Origin of the sequence: Candidimonas sp. SYP-B2681 (assembly GCF_003971065.1) — a bacterium.
GTDB lineage: Bacteria > Pseudomonadota > Gammaproteobacteria > Burkholderiales > Burkholderiaceae_B > Pollutimonas.
On the sequence record NZ_RYDV01000004.1, the window covers coordinates 149,887 to 175,025 of the forward strand.

At 58.6% G+C, this 25,139-nt stretch carries 20 protein-coding genes; 7 read left to right on the forward strand and 13 right to left on the reverse strand.

The window, feature by feature from the left end; all coding sequences use genetic code 11:
• Positions 1 to 3 precede the first annotated feature (3 nt).
• Together EKL30_RS10170 and EKL30_RS10175 are read left to right on the forward strand one after the other, a co-directional pair.
• Positions 4 to 1,233, forward strand: coding sequence for a CaiB/BaiF CoA-transferase family protein (locus EKL30_RS10170; protein ID WP_126707118.1), 1,230 nt, complete (start codon positions 4 to 6; stop codon positions 1,231 to 1,233).
• On the forward strand, positions 1,233 to 2,108 hold the full coding sequence (locus EKL30_RS10175) for a CoA ester lyase (RefSeq protein ID WP_126707119.1): 876 nt from the start codon (positions 1,233 to 1,235) through the stop codon (positions 2,106 to 2,108). The genes EKL30_RS10170 and EKL30_RS10175 overlap by 1 nt, the downstream gene beginning before the upstream one ends.
• 20 nt (positions 2,109 to 2,128) lie before the next feature.
• Here the strand turns inward: EKL30_RS10175 and EKL30_RS10180 are convergent, their stop codons facing one another.
• The 9 genes from EKL30_RS10180 to EKL30_RS10220 form a co-directional block, all read right to left on the reverse strand.
• Positions 2,129 to 3,079 carry a nitronate monooxygenase family protein gene (locus EKL30_RS10180; protein ID WP_126707120.1) on the reverse strand — a complete coding sequence of 317 codons (951 nt, stop codon included), beginning with the start codon at positions 3,077 to 3,079 and terminating at the stop codon, positions 2,129 to 2,131.
• Between the two features lie 93 nt (positions 3,080 to 3,172).
• Positions 3,173 to 3,652: a MaoC/PaaZ C-terminal domain-containing protein gene (locus tag EKL30_RS10185; RefSeq protein ID WP_126707121.1), complete on the reverse strand. Its 480-nt coding sequence runs from the start codon at positions 3,650 to 3,652 to the stop codon at positions 3,173 to 3,175.
• 12 nt (positions 3,653 to 3,664) lie between these two features.
• On the reverse strand, positions 3,665 to 5,272 hold the full coding sequence (locus EKL30_RS10190) for an AMP-binding protein (protein ID WP_126707122.1): 1,608 nt from the start codon (positions 5,270 to 5,272) through the stop codon (positions 3,665 to 3,667).
• A 1-nt stretch (position 5,273) separates the two neighbouring features.
• Positions 5,274 to 5,987 (reverse strand): ABC transporter ATP-binding protein, encoded by a 714-nt coding sequence (locus EKL30_RS10195; RefSeq protein ID WP_126707123.1) that lies wholly within the window; start codon positions 5,985 to 5,987, stop codon positions 5,274 to 5,276.
• On the reverse strand, positions 5,984 to 6,745 hold the full coding sequence (locus tag EKL30_RS10200; protein ID WP_126707124.1) for an ABC transporter ATP-binding protein: 762 nt from the start codon (positions 6,743 to 6,745) through the stop codon (positions 5,984 to 5,986). The genes EKL30_RS10195 and EKL30_RS10200 overlap by 4 nt, the downstream gene beginning before the upstream one ends.
• Positions 6,742 to 7,626, reverse strand: coding sequence for a branched-chain amino acid ABC transporter permease (locus tag EKL30_RS10205; RefSeq protein WP_126707125.1), 885 nt, complete (start codon positions 7,624 to 7,626; stop codon positions 6,742 to 6,744). Before EKL30_RS10205 ends, EKL30_RS10200 begins: the two co-directional genes overlap by 4 nt.
• Before the next feature lie 7 nt (positions 7,627 to 7,633).
• A complete protein-coding gene (locus EKL30_RS10210) occupies positions 7,634 to 8,506 on the reverse strand; it encodes a branched-chain amino acid ABC transporter permease (protein WP_126707126.1) in 873 nt (290 codons plus the stop codon).
• A 37-nt stretch (positions 8,507 to 8,543) separates the two neighbouring features.
• A complete protein-coding gene (locus tag EKL30_RS10215; RefSeq protein WP_126707127.1) occupies positions 8,544 to 9,671 on the reverse strand; it encodes an ABC transporter substrate-binding protein in 1,128 nt (375 codons plus the stop codon).
• A gap of 250 nt (positions 9,672 to 9,921) precedes the next feature.
• A complete protein-coding gene (locus tag EKL30_RS10220; RefSeq protein WP_126707128.1) occupies positions 9,922 to 10,719 on the reverse strand; it encodes an enoyl-CoA hydratase-related protein in 798 nt (265 codons plus the stop codon).
• A 526-nt stretch (positions 10,720 to 11,245) separates the two neighbouring features.
• On the opposite strand from EKL30_RS10220, the gene infA reads away from it, so the two are divergent.
• The 3 genes from infA to EKL30_RS10235 all read left to right on the forward strand — a co-directional run bounded on the left by infA (position 11,246) and on the right by EKL30_RS10235 (position 14,247).
• Positions 11,246 to 11,503, forward strand: a complete 258-nt coding sequence (gene infA / locus EKL30_RS10225) for a translation initiation factor IF-1 (protein ID WP_013744218.1) — start codon at positions 11,246 to 11,248, stop codon at positions 11,501 to 11,503.
• 242 nt (positions 11,504 to 11,745) lie between these two features.
• A complete protein-coding gene (pgi, locus tag EKL30_RS10230; RefSeq protein ID WP_126707317.1) occupies positions 11,746 to 13,299 on the forward strand; it encodes a glucose-6-phosphate isomerase in 1,554 nt (517 codons plus the stop codon).
• 63 nt (positions 13,300 to 13,362) lie between these two features.
• Positions 13,363 to 14,247: a DMT family transporter gene (locus EKL30_RS10235; RefSeq protein ID WP_126707129.1), complete on the forward strand. Its 885-nt coding sequence runs from the start codon at positions 13,363 to 13,365 to the stop codon at positions 14,245 to 14,247.
• A gap of 45 nt (positions 14,248 to 14,292) precedes the next feature.
• Here the strand turns inward: EKL30_RS10235 and EKL30_RS10240 are convergent, their stop codons facing one another.
• From EKL30_RS10240 to EKL30_RS10250, 3 genes are all read right to left on the reverse strand, one after another.
• Positions 14,293 to 15,198 carry a DMT family transporter gene (locus tag EKL30_RS10240; protein ID WP_126707130.1) on the reverse strand — a complete coding sequence of 302 codons (906 nt, stop codon included), beginning with the start codon at positions 15,196 to 15,198 and terminating at the stop codon, positions 14,293 to 14,295.
• A gap of 84 nt (positions 15,199 to 15,282) precedes the next feature.
• Positions 15,283 to 16,482 carry an acetyl-CoA C-acyltransferase gene (locus tag EKL30_RS10245; RefSeq protein WP_126707131.1) on the reverse strand — a complete coding sequence of 400 codons (1,200 nt, stop codon included), beginning with the start codon at positions 16,480 to 16,482 and terminating at the stop codon, positions 15,283 to 15,285.
• Between the two features lie 124 nt (positions 16,483 to 16,606).
• Positions 16,607 to 19,048 carry a 3-hydroxyacyl-CoA dehydrogenase/enoyl-CoA hydratase family protein gene (locus tag EKL30_RS10250; RefSeq protein WP_126707132.1) on the reverse strand — a complete coding sequence of 814 codons (2,442 nt, stop codon included), beginning with the start codon at positions 19,046 to 19,048 and terminating at the stop codon, positions 16,607 to 16,609.
• Positions 19,049 to 19,186: 138 nt separating this feature from the next.
• Between EKL30_RS10250 and EKL30_RS10255 the strand changes: the two genes are divergently transcribed.
• Positions 19,187 to 19,915, forward strand: a complete 729-nt coding sequence (locus EKL30_RS10255) for a hypothetical protein (RefSeq protein WP_126707133.1) — start codon at positions 19,187 to 19,189, stop codon at positions 19,913 to 19,915.
• Positions 19,916 to 19,929: 14 nt separating this feature from the next.
• Here EKL30_RS10255 and EKL30_RS10260 read toward each other — a convergent pair whose 3' ends face one another.
• The gene (locus EKL30_RS10260; RefSeq protein WP_126707134.1) at positions 19,930 to 20,115 is read right to left on the reverse strand and encodes a hypothetical protein; all 186 of its coding nucleotides are present in this window, start codon (positions 20,113 to 20,115) and stop codon (positions 19,930 to 19,932) included.
• A gap of 232 nt (positions 20,116 to 20,347) precedes the next feature.
• Here EKL30_RS10260 and EKL30_RS10265 point away from each other — a divergent pair, with 232 nt between their 5' ends.
• Positions 20,348 to 25,135, forward strand: coding sequence for a glutamate synthase-related protein (locus tag EKL30_RS10265; protein ID WP_126707135.1), 4,788 nt, complete (start codon positions 20,348 to 20,350; stop codon positions 25,133 to 25,135).
• Positions 25,136 to 25,139: the final 4 nt, after the last annotated feature.

A 25,139-nucleotide genomic window follows, 5' to 3' on the forward strand; every position in this document is an offset into this window, starting at 1 on the left:
ACTATGCACGCCCATAGATTTGAACCTGATGCCTCGTGCCCGCTCGATGGCATAAAAGTGCTGGATTTATCGAGACTGGTCGCCGGCAATATGCTCAGTTTGATGCTGGCTGACTTTGGCGCCGAAGTGATCAAGGTAGAGGACCCCATAGGCGGCGACACCTTGCGCCACTGGAAGGAATATTCCGATGAATTTCCGGAAGGCGTCAGTGCCTACTGGAAGGTATACGCGCGCAATAAAAAAAGCATGACGCTGGATTTGCGGCGCAGCGAAGGACTGGACTTGCTTTTGCGCCTGGTAGAAACCGCGGACGTGTTCATCGAAAGCTTTCGGCCGGGTACCCTCGAGAAAATGGGATTAGCCCCTGAAACACTACTGGCTCGCAACGCAAAGATAGTGATTGTGCGGGTGTCGGGTTGGGGCCAGACCGGCCCCTATCGCGACCAGCCCGGCTTTGGCAGCCTGGTCGAAGCCATGTCGGGCTACGCCGCCAAAAATGGCTATGAAAACCTGCCCCCCATGTTGCCCAACCTCGCGCTGGCCGACATGATTGCCGGTTTATATGGGGCGTTTTCGACTATGGTGGCGCTGCGCGCTGCCGCGGCCCACGCAGCTGGGGGCCAGGTTATTGATCTGTCTTTACTGGAACCCTTGCTCTCGATTCTAGGGCCCGATGCGGTCTTGTATCAGCTGACCAAGCAAGTCCCGTCCCGAACCGGCAATCGTACAAGTATCGCCGCCCCGCGCAATATTTACCGTACGAAAGACGGCGGCTACCTTGCCTTATCCGCATCGATTCAGTCAATGACGGCCCGTCTTTTCGAGGCAATCGGGCGCCCGGAACTTACCGATGACCCGCGTTTTCGGACCAATTCTGACCGGCTTGATCATGTGGAAGAACTAGACGCCATCATCCAAGAATATGTGGGGCGTTATACCCAGGCAGAGAACCTGGCTTATTTCAGACAATGCTCGGTAACGATAGGCCCTGTGTACGATATTGCCCAACTCGTCGAAGACGAACACATCGTGGAACGGGACATCATGATCCGGGTGCCCGACCAGCAAATCGATAGCCTGCCAATGCATAACATTGTGCCGCGTCTATCGGTAACACCAGGGCGACTGCGCCGCCCGGCGCCCGAGCTTGGCGAGAATACGGCTGAAATACTTTCCACCATTAATGTCAGCAGTGCGCAATTTGCGACGCTGAAAGAGCAAGGAATAGTCTGATGCCAAACGAGCACGATAAGGTTAACTTCAATACGCTGCGCTCTTTGCTGTTTGTGCCTGCCTTGAACGACAAATTCATCAAAGGCGCGCATACACGCGATGCACAGGGCGTTATATTCGATCTTGAAGATTCGGTTATCTACGACCGTAAATTGGCGGCGCGCGACGCGCTAAGCGCGGGACTTGCGCAAGTACGGCCGCACGGCCTTCCACTACTGGTTCGTGTTAACAATCTGCCCGAATTGCTGGAAGCCGACTTGCGCGCGGCAGTGATGGCCGGTGCCGATGCGATCCTGATTCCCAAAGTCGACACGCCAGATCTTTTGCGCGACGCTCATCGGCTGATTACTAGCTTCGAAAAAGACGCGCAGCGCACGGCCGGGTCCGTGAAATATATCGCACTGATCGAATCCCCCAAAGGCGTTTTCAATATCGGTTCGATCCTTGAAACTGGCGGGCGCCTGCGCGGTCTCGGCTTTGGCAGCGAGGATTTCGCCGCCAGCCTGGGGGTCGAGCCCGACGCCGATGCGTTAGCTGTGCCGGCACAGAACGTGGCGCTGGCCGCGCGCGCTTTCGATCTGGCGGCGTGGGGCCTGCCAGGCTCTATCGCCGACTTCAACGATGTGCAAGCCTTTGAAAAACTGGTACGCAAGGCCAAGGCGTTCGGCTTCACGGGCGCATTGGGAATACACCCCAAACAGATCGAAATGATCAACGCTGCATTCCGTCCGAGCCCGGAAGACCTGGCGCAGGCGCAGCGCATCGTCGATGCCTATCAACAGGCTTTGGACAGCGGCGCCGGCGCCGTCGCCCTGGACGGCAAGATGATCGACGCCCCCGTTGTCGAACGGGCGCGCCGCTTGCTTGACGCATAGGGCCGACCGGACATATCCGCTTAGGACTCCAGCAACTTGCGTTTCGCCGCGCTATATTCTTCTTGCAGCTGCGCCACGATCTCGCCGGCTGGCAAGATGGAAGAAATGTTACCCACGCCTTGTCCACTGCCCCAGATATCTTTCCATTTTTTAGGCTTGCCGACGTCCATGCTCTCGCGCCCGCCCGCGGAAAGATTTTCGGGATCCAGGCCGGCAGCGGCAATGCTGGGTTTCAGGTAGTTGCCACTAACGCCGGTGAAGTAAGGCGTGTAGATAATATCGGCGGCTGTGGTCTCGACGATCATTTGTTTGTAGGCTTCGTCCGCGGCCGATTCCGTCGTGGCAATAAAGCGCGTACCCATGTAGGCCAGGTCGCATCCCATGGCCTGCGCCGCCAGGATGCCGCTGCCGCTGGTAATGGCCCCTGCCATGATCAACAAGCCATCGTAGACGTCGCGTACTTCGTTAACCAGCGCAAAGGGGCTTAGGGCGCCCGCATGCCCGCCGGCTCCCGCACAAACCAGGATCAGGCCATCGACGCCGGCGGCTGCCGCTTTCTTGGCATGACGTATGGTCGTCACATCGTGCAGTACCAATCCGCCATAGGCGTGAACGCGCTTCACCACCCGCTCGGGCGAATGCAGCGAAGTGATTACGATGGGCACGCGATGCTTGACGCACGTTTCCAGGTCTTCGTCGAGCCGGGGGTTGGACTGGTGCACGATCAGGTTGACCGCATAGGGCGCGATCTTCTTCCCTGGGTGTTCGGCCCGGTAGCGTTCTATGCCCTCTTCAATTTCGGTCAACCATTCGGCAAACCGTTCCTGAGGCCGTGCATTGAGCGCGGGAAAAGAGCCGACAATGCCGGCGCAACACTGGGCTATGACCAGCGCCGGGTTAGAAACCAGAAACATGGGCGAACCGATAACTGGCAGCGCCAGGCTTTCTTTTAATTGTGCAACAGTGGGCATAAGTAACCTATTGAATGAATCGTGGAGCAATGGTGCTGGGTGCATGGCGTGCATCGTTCGCCATGCAGCGATGGGCTCTAGCGTAACGAACCCTTACGCCTGAACCTTCGCTTTTTTGGCAGCCGCGCCGTGCCGGGTCAGCACCAGCACATCGCTTTCGCCTTCCTGGGCGACTTCGCCGCGCTGATTGATCAGCTGGAAACGGCGCCCTAGTTTGCCGCTATTGCCGCTTTTGCCGGGCTCCAGTTCAGTGATGGTAAGACGCAGAAATAGGGTGTCGTTCACCAGCAAGGGCGCAAGGAAATTCCAGTTACGAAAACCCAGCATGGCGATGACCGAGTCATGGAAGATGCCCAATTCATGCAGCATACCGGTACTTATCGCAATGCCAAGCGCACCATGAACCACACGCTGGCCAAAGCGCGTGGTCTTGGCGAACTCGGCGTCTGCATGCAAAGGGTTCCAATCGCCCGACAGCATGGAAAAAAAGGTCAAATCCGTTTCAGTGATAGTGCGTCCGCCGCTTTCGAACGTTTGTCCGATCGCGAAATCTTCGAAGTAGTAAGTGGTCATTGTGGTGATTCCTTATTGGGCGCAACTGGCTTGTGCCAGCCGCTGCATGGCCATTTCGCGCAGTTTTCCCCGTTGAATTTTGGCGCCGTTGGCGCCTTCGATGACGGGGTATTGGTCCAGCACCCAGACGCGCGCCGGCACTTTGAACGCCGCCAGTGTCTTCGCGACAGCGGACACCAGTTCTGGCTCGTGCAGAACCTCGCCGGGCTCGGCAAGTACGAAGGCAACACAGCGATTCTGCCCATTGATTTCGACGCCCACGACCTGCGCGTTCTGCACTCCTGCCTGGGCCTTCAGGGCATCCTCGACCTCGACCGGGTTGACCAGAAATCCGCCCAGGCGCAAGGCATCGCCCTGACGGGTTTGGTAAACGAAACTGCCGTCTTCACATAAATAACCGACGTCGCCCGTGGTGAAGTAGCCTTCCTGATCGATGGCCTTGGCCGTCGCTTGCGGATTGTTCAGGTAGCCGGTGAAATTGGTGTCAGCGCGAATTTGAATGATTCCGCTTTGCCCTAGCGGCAAGATTTCCCCTGTTTCCACATCGCGAATGCGTATTTGGGCATCGGGGTTGGCCGGCAAGCCGCCGCCGTGCAGACGCTGTGGCAAGGGTGTGCCGGGGCGATGCATCGAGAACAATGCCTGCACTTCGCTGGATCCATAAAGGCCGTACAGCGGAATGTGACGGTCCCAGGCCTGGCGGCCGAACTCTTCCGTGCCGGGATGAAATGACGCGAAGCCAAACATACGCGCCGACGGAAACGGCCTCTCCCCTTTGGCGTGATGAATAAGCAGGCTAAACAGTTCATCGCTGCCAAAGGCATGTGTTACGTTGTGGCGATTGATCAATGCGGCCGCTTCGGCGCCGTCGAATGTGTCCATCAGGACGACGGGCGCGCCACCGGCAAAGGCCGCAAAGACCGAGTTAAAACCAAAAACGCCGCAAAGCGGCAAGGTGGCCAGCAAGCGGGCCCCCTCGTCTTCGAATCCATAGGCCTGTGCGACCCGCTGACTATGCAGTGTAAGCGTGCGCTGCGGGTGCATGACGAGCTTGGGGCCGCTGGTGGTGCCGGACGTGGTGAACAGAATGCTCAAGGAATCGGGCCTGCCCTGAACTGGCAAGTCGCCGTCAGGAAGATCCGCAAGACGGAATGAGGTCGTGGGTTTGCCCATGACGGTTTCAGGCAGTTCGCCTTCGGCGGGGTTCAAGACGGCGACACAGCTCAACGCGCCGATGGCAGCAGGATTGACCCCGGCCAGCACGGCAGGGAAATTGATCTTGCGGAAGTTCAGTTCCAGCACCAGCAGTTTGGCCTGGGAACGTTCAAGAATGTAATCCAGCTCGTGGGCACGATAGCGGGTGTTTACCGATACCAGGGTGGCGCCGATGTGGGCCAGGCCAAAATACATTGCTAACCATTCAATCCGGTTGACCAGCCACACCGCGACCCTGTCGCCCGGCGCGATGCCCTGTGCCGTCAACCACAAGGCCGTTTTGCGGCACATATCGTTAAATTCACGATAGCTAATACTGCGATCGCCCTCGATAAAGGCAATATCGTCCGGCCCTGACTTGACACGATGCGCCAGCAGCTCGGGCATACTCAAAAACAGCGACATCTTAATACAGCTCCATTAGTTTCGCGTTGTCCGCAAGGTCTTCGGGCAGCGCTTCGCGAATCAGGGCGCCCGACTTCATTACGACGACCCGGTCGGATATTTTCAGTGCTTCTTTCACGTTTTGCTCGACCAGCAAGATAGACATTCCGGTCTCGCGCTGCAGTTTGCGTATGGGCTGCAACAAGTCCTGGAACAGTTTGGGCGCCAGGCCGATGGAAGGTTCGTCCATCAGCAGGCAGCGCGGGCGGCTTAATAAGGCGCGGCCGATCGACGCGATTTGCTGCTGGCCGCCCGACAGGGTGCCGGCGCGCTGCTGATAAAAGCTGCGCAAGGCGGGCAAGACGGATATGACCCATGCCAGGCGTTCTTCGCGCAGCTCTTTCGGCACCCCCGCCGCCCACAAGCCCATTTTCATGAGTTCGGCAACGGTAAGGCCGGGAAAGACGCCACGGCCCTCGGGGACCAATGACAGTCCGGCGCTGGTCAGCGCGCGCGGTTCGATCGTGCCTAAAGGCTTGTTATCGAGGTAGATTTGGCCCCCCTGATGCGGAATCAGACCAAACAATGCTTTGAGCAGGGTGGACTTCCCGGCCCCGTTGTGTCCGATCAAACACAACACCTCGCCGGCTCGCAATTCGAAGTTGACGCCATCGAGCACGGGACGGCCGCCGTAGCCGACTACCAGGCCCTCGGTGCGAAGTACAGTGCTTGTCATGCGGCCTGGTCTCCAAAGTAAATGGCGGCCAGATGCGGGTCTTTCAGGACGGTGTCCGGGTCGCCATCGGCCAGCAGCTTGCCCTGGTCCAGGAACGCAATGCGATCGGAAATACCGATCACAATATCCAGGTTGTGCTCGATAATGCACACCGTGACGCCCTGCTTGACTTCATTGCGCAGTAAATCCAGGAACAGCTCGTACGAGCCGCGGTCCAAACCCGATGCCGGCTCGTCAAGCAGCCACATTTTGGCGTCGGTCGCCATAATGCGCGCCAGGCTTAAGAACTTGCGCTCGGCATAGGCTAAGTCGATGGCGCGGGTTTTGGCCTTATCCAGCAGTCGGGTTTTGCTCAAGATGTCCATCACCCTTTCTTGCTTGGCCTTGCGCCCAACAGGGCCTCCGGGCTGCCAAATCCAGGACACCGGCTCCATGACGGTCAATACGTTTTCTTCTACCGTCATCTGATCAAACAGCCGCAAGTCCTGGAAGGTACGGGCAATGCCTTGCCGGGCGATTTTCCAGTGCGGCTTGCCGACGATGGATTCGCCCTTCCACAGTATGTCGCCGCTATTGGGCGTAAGGTGGCCGGTAATCAGATTGAACAAGGTGGTCTTGCCCGCGCCGTTCGGCCCCACGAGCGTGGTAATGACCCCCGCGCGCATGTCCAGGGATACGTTATTGGTAACCTTAAGGCCGCCAAAGTTCTTGTTCAGGTTGGTGATCCGCAGCAGCACGCGGCTTTCGTCGATGCTCATTTTTCTACCCCGCGTTTACCGGAACCCACCAGACCGCCGGGCCGGAAGATCATTAACAGGACCATGGCGGCACCGTAGGCGATTTGCTGGATCGAGCCGATTTCGGTTTGCGGCAAGAACCACATATAGCTGAAAAGACTGGGCAAAAGCATCAGTAGTACCGTACCGACAATGGGGCCTAGCAGGGTGCCGGTACCCCCGATAATGACCATGGCCATTAGCAGCACCGAGGTATCGAGCATAAAGCTTTCGACGTTGATGAAGCCCAGGTAGAAGGCATACAAGGCCCCGGCCACGGCGGCCAACGCCGAAGAGATGACCACCGACAACGTCTTGATGACGGCAACATTCTTGCCAAAAGCATGTGAGGCCGACTCGCTGTCGCGTATGGCTTTCAGGTTGCGTCCGAAGCTGGATCGCAATAAGGTATTGGTGATAAAGATGACCAACAGCAGGCAGCCGGCCGCCAGCAGCATGAACTGCACCGGATCGCTGACGGCATGACCGAACAGATCGGCCGGCGGTATGCCGATGATCCCGCCCAAGCCACCGGTAAACGACTTCCATTCGGCGAAGATCGTCACCCCCAACACCTGCAAGCCTAACGATGCGGCGACGAAATATTCGCCACGCACCCGCAAGGCGGGCAATGCCAGCACCAGCGACAACACCGCGGCCACCACCATGGCAACCGGTATTGCCAGAAAAAGCGAAGGGCTGAAATGCAGGGCGAAATAGGCGGCGGTATAGGCGCCCACACCAAAGAAAATGGCATGGGCCATGGAAAAGATGCCGGCGTAGCCCATGATGAAATTCAGGGTGATGGCAAGCACTGCATTAATGCACATCAGGGTCGCGAGGTTAAGTACGTAAGCAAGCATGTTGACCTCAGGAAGTAATGGCGCGGCCAAAGAAACCCGAAGGCCGGAACAGAATAAAGAGGAACAACACAATGAACGTGACCGCTTCGCTCCATTGGGGGCCTAAGTACATCAAGGCCAGGTTTTCGCTCATGCCCAGCAACAGGCCGGCGCAGGCGGCCCCGCGCAGGCTTCCGACGCCGCCCACGATGGTGGCCGCCAGGCTGATCAGCATGACGTGGTGAGCAACGGCCGGATTCAGGCCGGAACTGGCAGCGCTAAGGATGGCTGCGGGCACCGCCAGCAACGACCCCAGGGCAAAAACGATGACCGATAGCCGACGGGGGCTCAAGCCGTACACCCGAATAAGCTCGGGGTTTTCAGACAACGCCCGCAGCGCCATCCCGATATGCGTGCGCATCAGGAAAAGCTGCAGGGCGCCGAAGAAAACCAATGCACAGATAATCGCAATACCCGATAGCGGCGACACGTACAAGCCGGGAATCAATTCGATGCTTTGCGACAAAGGCGTCGTCACCGATACAAAGCCCCGGCCGAAAATGACGCCGATCAGGTTCTGCACAATGATCCCCATACCCAGCGATGCCACAAAAACCGTAAAAAACGAGCCTTCGTGGCGCTGGATGGGGGCATAAACCAGGCTATCGAGCAATACGCCAAAAATGACCGCCGCCAGTGTGGCGGCCAGCACAGCCAGTATCCAGTGCATTTGAGCCACCGAATACACGTAATAGAAAACGTAAGCAGCGATCGTGAACGTCGAGCCGTGAGCAAAGTGAAAAACTTTGGTCGAGCCGAAAATCAATGAAAACCCGACCGCGATGAGCGCATACAGCGCGCCCACCTGGACACCGTTGATCAGCAGCTGAAGTAATAGCATCGCGTTGCGCCTTCCGTCAGGGAAACTGGCTTATGACTTACTGGGCAACTACCGACACCACTTTGCCGCCTGCACCATCAATTTCATTGATCTGCATAGGGCTGACCACCGTTCCGTTATCAGCGAAAGTGACCTTGCCGCCTACCAGATCAAACGTCTTGGTCTGGATGCGCTGCGCCAGCAAGTTTTCGCCAGTAATGGGTTTGCCTTGTTTGTCGAGCTCGTGTGCGAGCAAGCCAAACAGCCGAACCGCGTTGTAGTAGTTGGCGATATAAGCGGTGGGCATTTTGTTGTACTTCTTCTTGTAGTCGTCGACAAAGCGCTTGGTGATTGGGTCGCTCGAGTTCCAGTCGACATTCTGGGTCGTATAAAGCGAACCCTTCGCTTCGGGCAATGCATTCATTTCAGGAATCGAAAACGCGGTGTAGCTGACAAACTGCGTCTTGATGCCGTTGTCGCGGAATTGCTTGACGATTTGCGACTGCTGCGAACCATACGAGGCAATGTAGACAACGTCGGGGTTGGCGGCCCGCACACGGGCGGCGATACCGCTGAATTGCTGCGCTGTGGCCGGCACCGACAAGGCTTCGATCAGTTCGCCGCCGGCCTTTGGCAAGCTGTCGGTGAGCTCTTTGCGTATGCCTTCGCCCAGCGGATCATCCACATATACGAGCACGAAACGCTTCATATTGCGTTCTTTGATCAGGTAAGGCAAAACCGCTTTCACTTCAAAATTGGCCAGCGGGATGATGTTCCAGAAGTAGGGACCCAGATCCGCCAGGTCGGGACCCACGCCGCCGCCATTGATCGCCACGGTCTTGGTGCGTGTCGCGGTTGTGGAAATTGCCTTCGATACGCCAGTGAAGGCCGACAGCACATAAGGAACCTTGGACACATTGACCAGCTTGTTCATGCCGATCACACCTTGCTGCGGCAACGCCTGACTGTCTTCGTACTGCACAGTCAGCTTGCCGTTGATCATGTTGTCGGCATTGATATGTTCGGCGGCCAGGTTGACGCCGGAACCGAATATATCGCCATAGGTGGCGTTAAGACCGCTAAGCGGGAACAGCGCGCCTATGGTCACATCGGCCGCCTTTGCGGACGAGCCCCAGGCCGCCACCGCCACAAGCCCAACAGAAAAAAATCGCTTGATAAGACTCATTTTTTGTCTCCGGTTTGCTGTGGCGGGTCCGTCGAAATGACGACCCGGCCATCGATATTGTTTTAATGGGCGGAAAGCCCGCTGAAAATCGGGGTAAGCCCGCCCTTACCGCTGACTGCAGTTTGCCTTGTGATGCCCGGAGTCACAATTAACATTTGGCGAACAGGGGCTTCACTGCTAGCTAATATCCGGGCAAACACCTAGGCCACGCCGCCGCTGCGCGAGCCCCTGCTCTGCCCGGCAATGGGAATTAGCGACCTGTGAAGCGCGGTGCCCGCTTTTCGCCAAAGGCAATCATGCCTTCCAGATAATCGTCGGTGTGGCCCAGTTCGCGTTGCAGGTCGCGCTCGACGTTGATCTGGTCTTCGAGGGAATTGTCGCCAGAGGCATAGAGCGCTTGTTTGGTGGCGGCAAAAGCCCGTGTGGCCCCATGGGCCAAGTGATCGTGCACCGACGCGATGGTCGATTCCAGTTCGTCGTCGGGAATACAGCGCCAGATCAGCCCCCATTGCTCGGCGGTTTCGGCACTGACGGGCGTGGCAAACAATGCCGCACCCATGCTGCGCTGCATGCCCACCATGCGTGGCCAAACGTAGGTTGCGCCGGCATCGGGCAATAGACCGATTTTGGAGAATGCCTGGATGAACTTTGCCGACTTGACCGCAAAAACGATATCGCAAGCCAATGCAACGCTTGCGCCAGCCCCTGCGGCGACACCATTCACGACCGAGACAACCGGCGCCGGCAGTGCACGCAACCGTAGAACCAGCGAGCGGTAATTCTTGTCTATGCCTTCGCCCAGGTCGCGTTTTTGACCCGACGGCAAGGGCTTTCTTTCAGACAGATCCTGCCCGGCGCAGAAGCCGCGCCCTGTGCCGGTGATGATGACGCCGCGCAAATCTTCCCGCGATTCAAGAAAGGACAGCGCCGCCTTCAAATCGTCGTGCATGACCTGGGTAAAACTGTTCAAGGTATCCGGGCGATTCAGGACGATATGCCCCACGCCGTTCTGATAGTGAAATTTGATGTGCTGATATTGATGAGCCATGTGGTTCTGCCTTTATTCTTACTGAAAAACAATGCGGTGCCGGGCGCCGCCTTATGCTATATGACAGGAGCCCACGCGAATAAACAAGCTTGTTTTTCAAAAGGGCGACTTTGGCACTGCGAAATGCGTCAGCGCGGCAGGTGTAATTTAAGGTAAGCGCCAATTGGCACGTGGAAGCACGTGTGATAACATGATCCTGCTAACGCAGGTGCAGCCAGCAAAGAACAATACCCCAAGCCCTAACGGGAACAGGCACCACACGCCAAGAAGGCGTCGCGTCGCAATGATTACCGTGGTCGTCAGACCAGGGACGCCGCCTCAGGTTGCGGTTTAACGCCACGCCTGACCTTCGAACCTCGGTTCGCAATCGCAGCAATCGTACATGAATTGGGCTAAATAGCCTACTGGGAAATGGCACAGCCGTTTCGCATACATACTACGCTGCCATCTACATGCCGCGATATCGGATGACACGCAATGCGAGTTCGACACGCCGGTACTTTATTAATTATTACAGGAATATTTTATGGCTAAAGAAGAACTGATCGAAATGGGTGGACTGGTTACTGAAGTACTGCCCGATTCCCGCTTTCGTGTAACGCTGGACAACGGCCACCCGGTCGTGGCGTACACCGGCGGAAAAATGCGCAAGCACCATATTCGCATACTGGCAGGCGATAAGGTTTCACTCGAAATGTCACCCTACGACCTCAGCAAAGGCCGGATTACCTTCCGCCATATAGCTGGTCGTGCACCGGGCGGTCCAAGCCAGCGCCGTCGGTAATAATAAAAAAAGACACTGATTAGCCCCCGCCTGCCCGCGTCCGCGGGTACGACGGCAGGCATCAGTATGCAGCCATCCACCGGACAGCGGTAGTCGCGCCTGACTCCAAAGGCCTTACAATCGAACACCGATTGTTATTGCCTCCAGGAGCGCTCGTGATCAGCAAGCCGCCAACTTCCGACCTTCCGTCGGATTCGCTCGAATATTCCACGTCGACCGGACGGCCCGCAGGGACCGATCTCATTGCACTCGCCGAGCTTCCCGAGTGGAACGCATTCGAAGCCGCCGTAAAAGAATCCCCCATCCAATTCGATCAACTGCGACTCATATCAGCAGCCGGCATCGAGCTTGACCTAAGCGGTCAAAGCGGTTCGCTCGCGTTAACCCAGGCAACCGAGTCCTTGCTGGCGGCCAGAAACTTCGACGACATGCGCACGCGCCTGCTATGCGGTGGCGTGGCCAACATTACGGAAGACCGCGCCGCTTGGCACACAGCCCTGCGCACTCCGGCTCCGGTCGACGTCGTCTCGGCAGAACGTCAACGACTCAACGAATTTGTCCGACTGGCCGATTCCGAGCGGCGTTGGCGCAATATCATTCACATTGGCATCGGCGGCAGCGACTGGGGCGTACGCCTGGCTGTCAGCGCCTTCGGTTACGCTGGCACATGGCGGCGTGTCCATTTTGTGGCCAACATCGACGGTCACGCCATACAAGGCGGCTTGGCCGGGTTCGACCCCCATGACACCCTGATTGTGCTGGCCTCCAAATCGTTCACTACGGCCGAGACCTTGCAAAATGGCCAACGAGCCCTTGAATGGCTGCAAGCGGCCGGGGTCGAGCATCCTTATGAGCAATTCGTGGCGATTACCGCCCGCCCCGATGTGGCCAAAGCGTGGGGCGTGCCCGACGGACATACCTTTAAGCTGTGGGACTGGGTCGGTGGGCGTTTCTCGATTTGGTCGGCGGTAAGCCTGACCACAGCACTGGCTGTCAGCACCGACGTGGTGGCTGGCATGCAGGCCGGTGCAGCCGCCATGGATGCCCATTTCGCTCAGGCTCCCATCGCGCAAAACGCCCCCATCCAGATGGCCATCGCCGGCATCGTCAACCGCAGCGTGTTGGGCTACGGCTCTCTGAATATCGCGCCCTACGATTTCCGCCTATCCAACTTGGTCCCCTACATTCAGCAACTGGAAATGGAATCGCTGGGCAAATCGGTCGATCTTGCGGGCGACCCGGTAACCGTGGCCACCGGTCCCGCTGTCTGGGGCATGCCCGGCACCGACGCGCAGCATACTTTCTTCCAGTGGTTGCATCAGGGAATTGACGGCGCCCCCGTGGACTTCATTGTGTGCGAACACGCCGACCACGGCTGGCCCGAACACCATCAAAGTCTGCTGGCCAATTGCCTGGCCCAGCGCGAAGCGTTGCTGAAAGGCAAGACTTATGAACAAGCGTTGGCCGAATGCCTGGCGTCGGGCGTGCCTGAAGACAAGGCGCCATGGCTTGCCAAGCATCGCGTGCACGCGGGTGGCCGCCCGTCCAATCTGATCGTTCTGCCCAGGCTTTCTCCTTATACCCTGGGCGCCTTGCTGGCGTTGTACGAGCACAAGGTGTTTGTGCAGGGCGTTATATGGGGCATCAACCCTTTCGACCAATGGGGCGTCGAATACGGCAAAGTGCTGGCCAAGGGCATCGGCGCCGAATTGGCGGGCCAAGCCAAGATCGACCCCGACCACGATGCGTCTACCGCGCACTGGGTGGCACGGTTCGGGGCTTCGTTAAAGGGCTGACGCCGAAGGCTTACAATCTTCGGTTCTGGCCATCACGGCCCCTTCTTCGCCTGATGGCCGCCAATGCAAACGAAAGACCTACGCGATTTATTGTTGCTGGCGGCTATCTGGGGCGGCTCGTTTCTGTTTATGCGGTTGGCAGTCAATGACTTTGGTCCGGTTGCCTTTATCGAGATGCGCATAGGCATCAGTGCCATCTTTCTGCTGATATTGTCCGCATTCATGGGCAAGCTGGATGCGCTAAAAACGCACTGGAAGGCTATCTCAGTGTGTGGCGTCTTTAACGTAGCACTGCCTTTTTTCTGTTTCGCCTATGCAGCGCAAACCGTTCCAGCCGGCACGCTGGCGGTTATCAATGCCATGGTTCCGCTGTGCGGGGCACTAATTGCACGGGTCTGGCTACACGAGCGACTGACTTGGCTACGCGCCCTGGGGCTGCTGATCGGCTTCGCAGGCATACTGGTGCTGGTGTGGGAAGACTTGTCGTTCCACGCCAATGGCAGCGGCTGGCCCGTGCTGGTCGCCTTGGGCGCACCGTTCTTCTATGGCATCGCCGCCTGCTACACCACTAAGTATTTGAAGGGCGTCGACCCCATCGCATGCGCCACGGGAAGCGTCACTGCGTCGGCCCTGTTGTTGTTGCCCCTTGCCATTTGGACTTGGCCAGCCACGCCGATCTCAAATGTCGCGTGGGGCTCGGCCGTGGCGGTTGCCATCTTATGCACCGGCATTGCCTACATTATTTTTTTCGGGCTTATTGCCAGGGTGGGCGCCACAAAGGCGATTACTGTCACCTTCCTGGTTCCGGTATTTGGCATATTCTGGGGCGCCTTGCTCCTGGACGAGGCCATCACCACAGCCGTGGTGACGGGGGCGGCCATCGTCCTGTGTGGCACACTGCTCGCCACCGGCATTCTGGAGCGCAGGCGCACAGTCGTCGAAGCCTAGCGCAGCACAGGGGCGTGCAGCAACGCACAGAACTGACAATGCTGCTTAACTTGCTGGCTTGGGGCGCCGCGTCCCGAGATAGGTGCCCAGCAGAATCCCGACGACTCCTGCCAAGTGCCAGGCGCTGAATGGTTCACCTAGCAACAGGATGGCGAAACCCACACCAAAGACAGGGATCCAGTACTGAAACACTGACGTGCGCGCTACGCCCAGCTCGGCAATCGCTCGGTTCCACAACATATTGCACATGGCGGTGGCGACGACTCCTGAAAACACCAGCAGGAAAAAAGGCCACAAGCCCATCGCGCGCAAGGCAGCGAAACTAAACTCGACGGTGTCGCTGAGAAGCAAGTGCAGGCAAAGCAGCAAGGCGCCTATCGTGTAGATGACACTGCTGATCACCAAGGCGTTGAACTGCCGGGCCAAGGCCTGAATCAGCATGCCCCCCGCCACGAAGCTGAACATGGCGGTGAACACTTGCGCGTCGCCCCAACTCGCTCCCGCCAACGCGGCATCCGAATTACTGAAAACCACCGCGAACACGCCTCCGAAACCCAGCCCAATACCAAGCAGCCGCACGCCGGTAAGCCGTTCGCGGAAGATCGCTGCCGCAAGGATGGACGCGACCAAGGGGCTTAGTGCCATGATCAGCGACGAATTGGTCGCGCTGGCCGTTTGCATGCCGGTGGTGAAAAAAATCTGGTTTCCGTAGACCATGAGGACCGCGCACAATATGAAACGCAGCCATTGGCCCGACGATATCCGTGAAAGGCCTAGCGACCGACCGGACGACAGCAATGTCAGGTTGATGATTAGCGCCGCAAGCACCATGCGCAGGCAGGCCACCAGCAAGGGATCCAGATGACTGGTCAAAACCTTGATCGCCGAGATATTCACACCCCAAATGGCCATGGTGCCGATCAATAGCAACTGCATTCGGAGAGGGGTCATTAGGGGAGTGGAAAGCGTCAGGCGGGGTTAGAGCATATCAGTTCTGCGGTGGATGGAGGCGCCGTCCCTGCGACGGCGCCAGTATTAAACAACGCGCTGAAAGATCCCAGCAGCGCCCATGCCAGTGCCTACGCACATGGTCAACATTCCATAGTCAAGGTTTCGCCGATGCAAGCCATGAATCACGGTCGCCGCCCGGATGGCGCCGGTCGCCCCCAAAGGATGGCCCAAAGCGATGGCACCGCCCAGTGGATTGACGATATCCGGGTTCAGTCCCAGGTCGCGGATGACAGCCAATGCCTGGGCCGCGAATGCTTCATTCAATTCAATCCAGCCGATCTGATCCAGCGACAGGCCCGCCAGCTTCAAGGCATGGGGAATGGCTTCTTTCGGCCCTATGCCCATGATTTCAGGGGGCACACCGCGCACGGCAAAGGACACAAAGCGGGCCAGGGGAGTGAGATTATGGGTTTTTAATGCCCGCTCGGAGACTACCATCAGGGCGCCGGCGCCATCAGAGGTTTGCGAGCTGTTGCCGGCGGTGACGCTGCCTTTGGCTGCGAAAGCTGGACGCAGTTTCGCCAGCGCCTCGAGGCTGGTATCGGCGCGCGGGCCTTCGTCCAGGGTGACCGTTCTATGGCTTACGGTGATGTCGCCGCTGCCCAAATCAGGACTACGGGTTACGACGTCGATGGGCAGGATTTCGTCCGCGAACTCGCCGGCCTTCTGCGCGGCAATCGCGCGCTGGTGGGATTGCAGGGCGAATGCGTCCTGATCCTCGCGCGAGACTTTCCAACGTGTGGCAACCTGTTCGGCCGTCAAACCCATGCCATAAGCGATTCCCAGGTTTTCGTCTTGGGCGAAAAGCGTGGGACTGAACGAGGTGCTGACCCCGAGGGTGGGCACTTGGCTCATGGATTCGGTGCCCGCCGCGATAATGACATCGGCCTCGCCCACGCGTATGCGGTCCGCCGCCATGGCGATGGCGGTAAGACCGGACGCACAAAAGCGGTTGACGGTGACGCCGGCGACGGACGCGGGCAAGCCTGCCAGCAAACCGCCAATACGCGCCACATTCAACCCTTGGGGGCCCTCGGGTATGGCACAGCCCACGATAGCGTCTTCGATGGCGCTCGGATCAAGGCCGGGTAGTTGCGCAAGCAAGCCCTGAATGACCGTGGCCAGCAAGTCGTCGGGCCGGGTATGCAAAAAAACGCCGCGCGGCGCTTTGCCGATGGGACTGCGGGTAGCAGCAACGATATACGCTTGTTGCAGTGTGCTCATGCCTGACTCCTGTAGGTTCGGCCTGCTTATTCCATTTCTGAATCAAGCCTGCACGTTGTCGACGTCGCTTGCCTGACGCCAGTACGGTTTGGGCCTGGCGTTCGCGCTTGATTTGGCAACGGAACTAGTTGCGAACGGGCTTGCCGGTTTTCAAGATGCCGGCAATGCGCTCCTGGGTTTTGGCTTGAACCAGCAGGCCAAGAAAAGCCTCGCGTTCAAGCTTTAGCATCCATGCTTCGTCAACCATCGACCCAGGGTCGACGTCGCCGCCGCATAAAACGTAGGCGACTTTTTCAGCAACGACAAAGTCATATTCCGAGATATACCCGCCCACCTCCATATTCAACAGCTGCGCTTTAAGGGTGGCTATGCTATCGCGGCCAGCCACCGGAAAACGTCGGGGCAGTGGCGGACGCCAGCCGCCTTCCGCCAAGCTGCGTGCCTCGCGAACCGCCACGTAGAGAAGCTCGTGTCGGTTCATGACAACAGGGTCCGAGGCTTGCAGGTAACCCATCTTGCGGGCATCCAAGGCCGAGCTCGATACTTGCGCACTGGCCACGGCCAAAGCAAACTTTTTAAGAAAGGCCAGCAATGGTGCATCAGGCGCCGCCTCTGCCTGGAGTTCGGCCGCACGGCGCGCACAAAACGTCAGCCCCCCCGCCCCCGGCACAAGACCAATGCCCACTTCGACCAAACCAATATAGGTTTCAAAATGGGCTACCCGGCGCGCGCAATGCACAGCAAGCTCGCATCCACCGCCTAAGGCCAGGCCGCCCACCGCGGCCACCACCGGTATCTGCGCATAACGCAGACGCAAGACCATGTCTTGCATTTCGCGTTCGATGGGTTCCACCGCGGCGGCCCCACCCTGCGTGAAAGCGGGCAGCATGGCCTTGAGATCGGCGCCCGCTGAAAAGGGGTCATCGGTCTGGCCAATGACCAAGGCCTTGAATGATGTTTCGGCCAGGTCAACCGCATGAACAATGCCGCGTACCACGTCAGGGCTAAGCGTGTGCATTTTGGTCTTGAACGACACAATCAGCACATCGGTCGGATGGGGCGCAGGCAATGTCCAGCACAGAATCGCATCGTTTTCGTACACCACCTTGGTGTCCACGCTTTCTGTCTCGCCCACCAAGCGCGGCGCCGCCACCTGACGCTGATACACCGGCAAGGTGCTGCGGCCCTCGAAGCGTTTTTCTTTCGGGTTCCACGAACCGGTCGCCGTATGCACACCCCGGGCTTCCCAGACCGGCCCGCGCATGGCCCAATCGGGCAAGGCGGCATTCGACAATGCCTTACCCGCCTTGATGTCCTGGTCGATCCAGGTGGCGATGTCGTGCCACCCGGCGGCTTGCCAGATTTCAAACGGACCCTGCGTATGGCCGAAGCCCCACTTCATTGCGAGGTCTACCTGCCGCGCGCTATTGGCGATATCCGCCAGGTGCACCGCGCTGTAATGAAAGCTGTCGCGCAGTACCGCCCATAAAAACTGGGCCTGAGGGTGATCGGAGTCGTGCAACGCCCTGAGCTTTTTGGCCGGATCACGCTCGGCGAGTATGGCGGCGACGGTGTCGTCGATCTTGGCTTCGGCCGGCACGTATTCCTGCGTGGACGGATCCAGGCGCAGGATGGCCTTACCTTGCTTGCGGTAGAACCCGGCGCCGGTTTTCTGCCCAAGGGCGCCATGCTCGATAAGCCCGGAAAGCACCTCAGGCACGCCGAAATGCGCGTGAAAAGGGTCGCTGGGCAGCTGGTTCTGCATGGTGCGTATGACCAGCGCCAGGGTATCCAGACCTACGACATCGGCCGTTCGAAACGTGCCTGATTTGGCGCGCCCCAGACGTGTGCCGGTCAATTCGTCGACGAGATCGTAGCTAAGGCCATACTTGCGGGCCTGCTCGAACACCGACAATATGCCGAAGACGCCGATGCGGTTGCCGATGAAATTGGGGGTATCTTTGGCCCGCAGCACGCCCTTGCCCAACTGCGATACCAGGAAGGTTTCGACCATATCCAACAGCCGAGGGTCTGTGTGAGCAGTGGGTATCAGTTCAACCAGCGTCATGTAGCGCGGCGGATTGAAAAAGTGCACGCCGCAAAACCGATGGCGCAGCGATTCGGGCAACGCCGCGGATAGTTCGGTAATCGACAAGCCGGACGTGTTGCTGGCGATAATGGTGTCGGGTTTCAGCGCGGGCGCCAGCCTATGATAAAGGTCGCGCTTCCAGTCCAGCCTTTCGGCAATGGCTTCGATGACCAAGTCGCAAGCAGCCAATTGATGCATATCGTCGTCGTAGTTGGCCGGGGTAATCGATGCCGCCAGGTCGGGGCTACCCAAAGGAGCAGGCTTTAGCCCGGCAAGCTGCGCAATGGCGCGCCTGGCAATGCCATTCTTGTCGCCTTCTTTGGCGGGCAGGTCAAACAGCACAACCGGTACGCCCGCATTCACGCAATGTGCAGCGATTTGGGCGCCCATGACTCCTGCACCGCACACCGCCACCTTGCGAATGTGAAATCGCGCGCTATCTGCGCCGGCTTGTTGACCCGATTGACCAGGCTGCATAGTAATACCCCCTAAAGTAGCAAGCTGTGAATAGAGTAGTTCATTATTTTGCTATGTGCATGCCATACAAGCTGAAGTTCGCGTTCTGCCATGGGGATTAGAATAGCAGTCATCACGCAACCGGAACAGCCGCTTTTTATGGCCAGATTGCCCCGTCTTTACGCACCGCATATACCGCAGTTAGTGCAGGCGGAATTCGCCTACCCGCTGGCCGGCCCATCGGATCCCGCCCCGGCGGCCGAACTCGATCGCTTGTTAGGGTGGCTGCATCAAGACTCGCGCGACCTCGGTGTGGCGGTGCACGGTTGGGTGCTGATGAACGATCGCCTCACATTACTGAATACACCGCCCGACGCACAAAGCCTTTCCCGACTGATTCAGTCGTTGGGCCGCCGCATGGCGACCGGCATGCGCCACGGACGCGTATTCAATGGCAGGTATCGAAGTGCGCTGGTGGAACCCGGCAGGTGGGTGATCCCGGCCCTGATATGGCTGGAGTCATTGCCGGTAACCATGCACTATGTCGACAAGGCGGAAAGCTGGCCATGGTCATCTGCCCCAGGGCACACCGGGGCAAATACCCGCAACGACGTTATTGTTACCGACCATATGGACTACTGGCAGGACGGCAATACGCCTTTTGCACGGCAGGCCACGTATCGCGAGCGTATGCACCAGGGTTTGTCGGCCGCGCAACGCTTACGCATTGAGCAGGCGTTGTTTGGCCAATGGGTATTGGGGGAAGCACCCTTCCTGGCCAAGCTCGAAAGCAGCGCTTCGCGCCGTACTGCGCCCGCCCCAAGAGGCCGGCCGCGCAAAAGCACCGCGTCAGAAAACAAAAACGCCCTGCCGGAGCAGGGCGCTTAACTACCCGTAGCGCGTTATACGCGCACTTTCGAGCCAAAGAAAACCGCCCCCATACCACCATCAAGCTTGTGGTCGTTGTGGTTGGTTTCCTGGCCTGCCCGTTGCAAGCGTGCCGCCCTTTCGCGATTCACTGCCCATTTTTTTAGCAGTATCCGTGGCTTTCGCAGACCTGGAATTGAAGCTAGCGTCTTAAAGATCATTTTTTTCTCCTTTTATAATCAATGAATTAAGTGCGTCCCCAATTATGACATAGATATATTTATAAGCAAATAAAAAGGGACGTACCCCACATTTTCCGCTTGTAAAAGTGAATTTTCAGCAGTATCTTTTCCCTACTGCAGTGCACCAAAGCACCTTTTCTGGTGTCCGGGCGGGTCTTGCCCACGACCGCAGGCTTGTCTTAACCCGTGTCAATCGACCTACGAGTCCCTTATGTCTCAGTCTCTAACAGCTTCGTCCATTCCTGCTGTCGCGATCGACGCGTCCGGCATCGGCCTGCCCTCACGGCGCAAGCCTACGGTGATTGCTTCGCCGACACGGCCCGCCTCGAACCTGGCCCCCTCGGCTCAGGGTCTGTACAGCCCAGCCAACGAACACGACGCCTGTGGCGTCGGCTTCGTCGCCCATATCAAAGGGCGCAAGAGCCACTCCATTATTCAGCAGGGATTGAAGATTCTGGAGAATCTGGACCATCGCGGTGCGGTCGGCGCAGACGAACTGATGGGCGATGGCGCGGGAATACTCATCCAGATCCCCGACGCCTTGTATCGCGAAGATATGGCCGCTCAGGGCGTCGATCTTCCGCCGCCCGACGAATACGGCGTCGCCATGGTGTTCCTGCCCAAGGAAATGGCTTCGCGGCTGGCCTGTCAGCAAGAGCTGGAACGCGCTGTGCGCGACGAAGGCCAGGTGGTTCTAGGCTGGCGCGATGTGCCGATTGACCGCGACATGCCGATGTCACCCACGGTACGCGCCTGTGAACCGGTTATTCGGCAGCTGTTCATTGGCCGCGGCAATGACATCATGGTGCCCGATGCGTTAGAGCGCAAACTGTACGTTATCCGTAAAACCGCCAGCCATGCCATTCAGCATATGCAGTTGGCGCACGGGCGGGAATATTTTGTACCCTCGATCTCGGTGCGCACCGTTGTCTATAAGGGCTTGCTACTGGCCGACCAGGTGGGCAGCTATTACCGCGACCTGGCCGATACGCGCGCCGTTTCGGCGTTGGCCATGGTGCACCAACGGTTTTCGACCAACACTTTCCCTGCCTGGCCATTGGCCCACCCCTACCGCATGATCGCCCACAACGGCGAGATCAATACCGTCAAGGGCAACTTCAATTGGCTGCGTGCCCGCGAAGGCGTCATGCAGTCGGCGGTACTGGGCAACGACCTGCCCAAGCTTTACCCCATCGTCTACGAGGGGCAGTCCGACACGGCCACGTTCGACAATTGTCTCGAGCTGCTGGTGATGTCCGGCTATTCGCTGGCGCACGCCATGATGATGATGATTCCCGAAGCCTGGGAACAGCATTCCGACATGGACGAAAACCGCCGCGCTTTCTACGAATACCACGCCGCGCTAATGGAGCCATGGGATGGTCCAGCCGCCGTTGCCTTTACCGACGGCCGCCAGATTGGCGCCACGCTCGACCGCAACGGCTTGCGCCCGGCCCGTTACCTGATCACCGACGACGACATGGTGGTCATGGCGTCGGAAGCCGGGACGCTGCCCATTCCCGAGCACCGGATCATCAAGAAATGGCGTCTGCAACCCGGCAAGATGTTCCTGATCGATTTGCAACAAGGCCGCATAATTGACGACCTTGAGATCAAATCGCAGCTGGCCAACACGCGCCCTTATCGTCAATGGATCGAACGACTGCGCCTGAAGCTGGAATCGCTACCGGCGCAGAAGCTCGAGCACCCTGCCCCCAAAGTGGCGTCGCTGCTGGATCGCCAGCAGGCGTTTGGCTGGACGCAAGAAGACTACAAGGTTATTTTGGAGCCCATGGCGGCAACGGGCGAAGAAGCGATGGGATCCATGGGCAACGACAGCCCACTGGCGGTCCTTTCGGACCGATCCAAGCCTTTCTACAACTATTTCCGTCAGTTGTTCGCGCAGGTCACCAATCCGCCCATCGATCCCATCCGCGAACAGTTGGTGATGTCGCTGGTGTCGTTTATTGGCCCCAAGCCCAATCTGCTGGATATCAATAACGTTAACCCGCCATTGCGTCTCGAAGTGGCGCAACCCATACTGGATGTCGCCGCCATGGCGCAAATCCGCAACATCGAAAAGATCACTTCGAACAAGTTCCGTAGCTACGAACTGGATATCACCTACCCCACCGCCTGGGGTCCCGATGGTATTGAAGCCTGTATCGCCTCGTTGTGCTCGAACGCCACCGACGCTGTTCTTAGCGGCTACAACATCTTGCTGATCAGCGACCGGAATGTCGACAGCGAGCGTGTTGCCATCCCCGCCCTGCTGGCGACTTCGGCTATTCATTTGCATTTGATTCATGCCGGCTTGCGCACCAAGACAGGTCTGGTGGTCGAGACGGGATCGGCGCGCGAGGTGCATCACTTTGCCGTGCTGGGCGGCTATGGCGCTGAAGCCATCCACCCGTACTTGGCCCTGGAAACACTGGCCACGATGGAAAAGCCCGAAGTGGCTACCAAGAACTACATCAAGGCGATCGGCAAAGGCTTGAACAAGGTGATGTCGAAGATGGGCATTTCGACCTATATGTCCTATACCGGCGCGCAAATTTTTGAGGCGGTCGGCCTGAACTCCAGCCTGATCAACAAGTACTTTGCGGGCACCGCCAGCAATATTGAAGGCATAGGCATATTCGAAGTTGCCGAAGAAGCGTTGCGCATACACCGGGCCGCTTTCGGCAATGACCCGGTCCTGAGCAATGCGCTGGACGCCGGTGGCGAATACGCCTGGCGCGTGCGCGGCGAAGACCATATGTGGTCGCCGGACTCCATCGCCAAGCTGCAGCACGCCGCGCGTGCCAATAACTACAGCACGTACAAGGAATATGCCCAGCTCGTGAACAATCAGTCGCGCAGTCACATGACGCTGCGCGGCCTGTTCGAATTCAAGGTCGACCCCGCCCGCGCGATACCGTTGAACGACGTTGAATCCGCCAAGGATATCGTGAAACGATTTGCCACTGGCGCCATGTCGCTCGGTTCGATTTCGACCGAGGCCCACACTGTCCTGGCCGTCGCCATGAACCGGATCGGCGGCAAATCGAATACCGGCGAAGGCGGCGAAGACGAATTGCGCTATCGCGCCGAGATGCGTGCTGGCAAAAGCACCGTCAAGAAAGGCGATACGCTTGCTTCTTTCCTGGGATCGGACCGCATCGAAGCCGATGTGGCGCTGGCCGCGGGGGATTCCCTGCGCTCGCGTATTAAGCAGGTGGCCTCGGGACGGTTCGGTGTCTCGGCCGAATACCTTGCTAGCGCGGACCAGATCCAGATCAAGATGGCGCAAGGAGCCAAGCCCGGCGAAGGCGGCCAACTGCCAGGCCATAAAGTAACGGAATACATCGCCAAACTGCGCTATTCGGTGCCTGGCGTGGGCCTGATCTCGCCCCCACCGCATCACGACATTTATTCCATCGAAGACCTGGCGCAATTGATTCACGACTTGAAGAATGTGAATCCAAAGGCGTCGATATCGGTCAAGCTGGTGTCGGAAGTGGGTGTCGGTACGGTCGCCACCGGGGTCGCCAAGGCCAAAGCGGACCACGTGGTCATTGCAGGACACGACGGCGGTACCGGCGCTTCGCCCGTGTCGTCGATCAAGCATGCCGGCACACCGTGGGAACTGGGCCTGGCCGAGACCCAGCAAACGCTGCTCTTGAACAATCTGCGCAGTCGCATCCGGGTGCAGGCCGACGGCCAGATGAAAACAGGCCGCGATGTCGCGATCGGCGCCCTGCTGGGTGCCGATGAGTTCGGCTTTGCGACCGCACCGCTGGTCGTTGAAGGCTGCATCATGATGCGCAAATGCCACTTGAACACTTGCCCGGTGGGCGTGGCAACGCAAGATCCTGTGCTTCGCCAGAAATTCCAGGGCAAGCCGGAACACGTGGTGAACTACTTCTTCTTCGTCGCCGAAGAGGTTCGTGAAATCATGGCCCAACTGGGCATCCGCCGGTTCGACGAACTGATCGGACGCGTCGACCTGCTGGATATGCGCCCCGGCATCGAGCACTGGAAGGCAAAAGGCCTGGACTTCAGCCGCGTCTTCCATGCCGTGCCCTCGACAGGTCCCCTATTTCAAACCGAAGACCAGGACCACGCGCTGGATCATGCGCTGGATCATCAACTGATCGAACGCAGCAAAGCAGCGATCGAACGCGGCGAGAAAGTCTCGTTCATTACCCCGGTACGCAATCGCAATCGCACCATAGGCGCGATGCTGTCCGGGGTGGTGGCGAGCCGTTACGGCCACGAAGGCCTGCCCGACGACACCATACATATTCAATGCAACGGTGCTGCCGGTCAAAGCTTTGGCGCCTTCCTGGCCCACGGTATCACCCTGGACTTGGTGGGCGAGGCGAATGACTACGTCGGCAAGGGCCTGTCGGGCGGCCGGATTGTGGTGCGCTCGCCCAACGACTTCCGCGGTTTTGGGCCTGATCACATCATTGCCGGCAACACGGTGTTGTACGGCGCCTTATCGGGCGAAGCTTATTTCAATGGCGTGGCCGGCGAACGTTTTGCGGTGCGTAATTCCGGTGCCGCCACCGTCGTGGAAGGCACCGGAGACCACGGTTGCGAATACATGACGGGCGGAACCGTTGTGGTGCTGGGCGCGACCGGACGCAACTTTGCGGCTGGCATGTCGGGCGGCGTGGCCTATGTCTGGGACCCGGACAACACCTTCCGCCGACGCTGCCACCTGGCCATGGTCGAACTGGAGCGCGTCATTTCGCATGCCGAGCAACGCAGCCAGGACGAGCCGGAAACCTGGCATAGCGCCGTTCGCGGCGGCGAACGCGAAACCGATGAAACGATTTTGCGCCGTCTGATCGAAGACCACTACCGTTACACCGGCAGCTTCCGGTCGCGCGATGTCCTGGACGATTGGGATCGTGCCCGCCTGTCGTTCGTCAAGGTCATGCCCATTGAATACCGTCGCGCTCTGGGTGAGCTTTGGCGCGCGGTCAACCTACAACCAATTGCTGCCTGAGGAA

What these genes read in the sequence shown, in the direction of transcription:
- EKL30_RS10170 (WP_126707118.1), top strand. Translation starts at nt 4, where the DNA reads ATGCACGCCCATAGATTTGAACCTGATGCCTCGTGCCCGCTCGATGGC.
- EKL30_RS10175 (WP_126707119.1), top strand. Translation starts at nt 1,233, where the DNA reads ATGCCAAACGAGCACGATAAGGTTAACTTCAATACGCTGCGCTCTTTG.
- EKL30_RS10180 (WP_126707120.1), bottom strand. Translation starts at nt 3,079, where the DNA reads ATGCCCACTGTTGCACAATTAAAAGAAAGCCTGGCGCTGCCAGTTATC.
- EKL30_RS10185 (WP_126707121.1), bottom strand. Translation starts at nt 3,652, where the DNA reads ATGACCACTTACTACTTCGAAGATTTCGCGATCGGACAAACGTTCGAA.
- EKL30_RS10190 (WP_126707122.1), bottom strand. Translation starts at nt 5,272, where the DNA reads ATGTCGCTGTTTTTGAGTATGCCCGAGCTGCTGGCGCATCGTGTCAAG.
- EKL30_RS10195 (WP_126707123.1), bottom strand. Translation starts at nt 5,987, where the DNA reads ATGACAAGCACTGTACTTCGCACCGAGGGCCTGGTAGTCGGCTACGGC.
- EKL30_RS10200 (WP_126707124.1), bottom strand. Translation starts at nt 6,745, where the DNA reads ATGAGCATCGACGAAAGCCGCGTGCTGCTGCGGATCACCAACCTGAAC.
- EKL30_RS10205 (WP_126707125.1), bottom strand. Translation starts at nt 7,626, where the DNA reads ATGCTTGCTTACGTACTTAACCTCGCGACCCTGATGTGCATTAATGCA.
- EKL30_RS10210 (WP_126707126.1), bottom strand. Translation starts at nt 8,506, where the DNA reads ATGCTATTACTTCAGCTGCTGATCAACGGTGTCCAGGTGGGCGCGCTG.
- EKL30_RS10215 (WP_126707127.1), bottom strand. Translation starts at nt 9,671, where the DNA reads ATGAGTCTTATCAAGCGATTTTTTTCTGTTGGGCTTGTGGCGGTGGCG.
- EKL30_RS10220 (WP_126707128.1), bottom strand. Translation starts at nt 10,719, where the DNA reads ATGGCTCATCAATATCAGCACATCAAATTTCACTATCAGAACGGCGTG.
- infA (WP_013744218.1), top strand. Translation starts at nt 11,246, where the DNA reads ATGGCTAAAGAAGAACTGATCGAAATGGGTGGACTGGTTACTGAAGTA.
- EKL30_RS10235 (WP_126707129.1), top strand. Translation starts at nt 13,363, where the DNA reads ATGCAAACGAAAGACCTACGCGATTTATTGTTGCTGGCGGCTATCTGG.
- EKL30_RS10240 (WP_126707130.1), bottom strand. Translation starts at nt 15,198, where the DNA reads ATGACCCCTCTCCGAATGCAGTTGCTATTGATCGGCACCATGGCCATT.
- EKL30_RS10245 (WP_126707131.1), bottom strand. Translation starts at nt 16,482, where the DNA reads ATGAGCACACTGCAACAAGCGTATATCGTTGCTGCTACCCGCAGTCCC.
- EKL30_RS10250 (WP_126707132.1), bottom strand. Translation starts at nt 19,048, where the DNA reads ATGCAGCCTGGTCAATCGGGTCAACAAGCCGGCGCAGATAGCGCGCGA.
- EKL30_RS10255 (WP_126707133.1), top strand. Translation starts at nt 19,187, where the DNA reads ATGGCCAGATTGCCCCGTCTTTACGCACCGCATATACCGCAGTTAGTG.
- EKL30_RS10260 (WP_126707134.1), bottom strand. Translation starts at nt 20,115, where the DNA reads ATGATCTTTAAGACGCTAGCTTCAATTCCAGGTCTGCGAAAGCCACGG.
- EKL30_RS10265 (WP_126707135.1), top strand. Translation starts at nt 20,348, where the DNA reads ATGTCTCAGTCTCTAACAGCTTCGTCCATTCCTGCTGTCGCGATCGAC.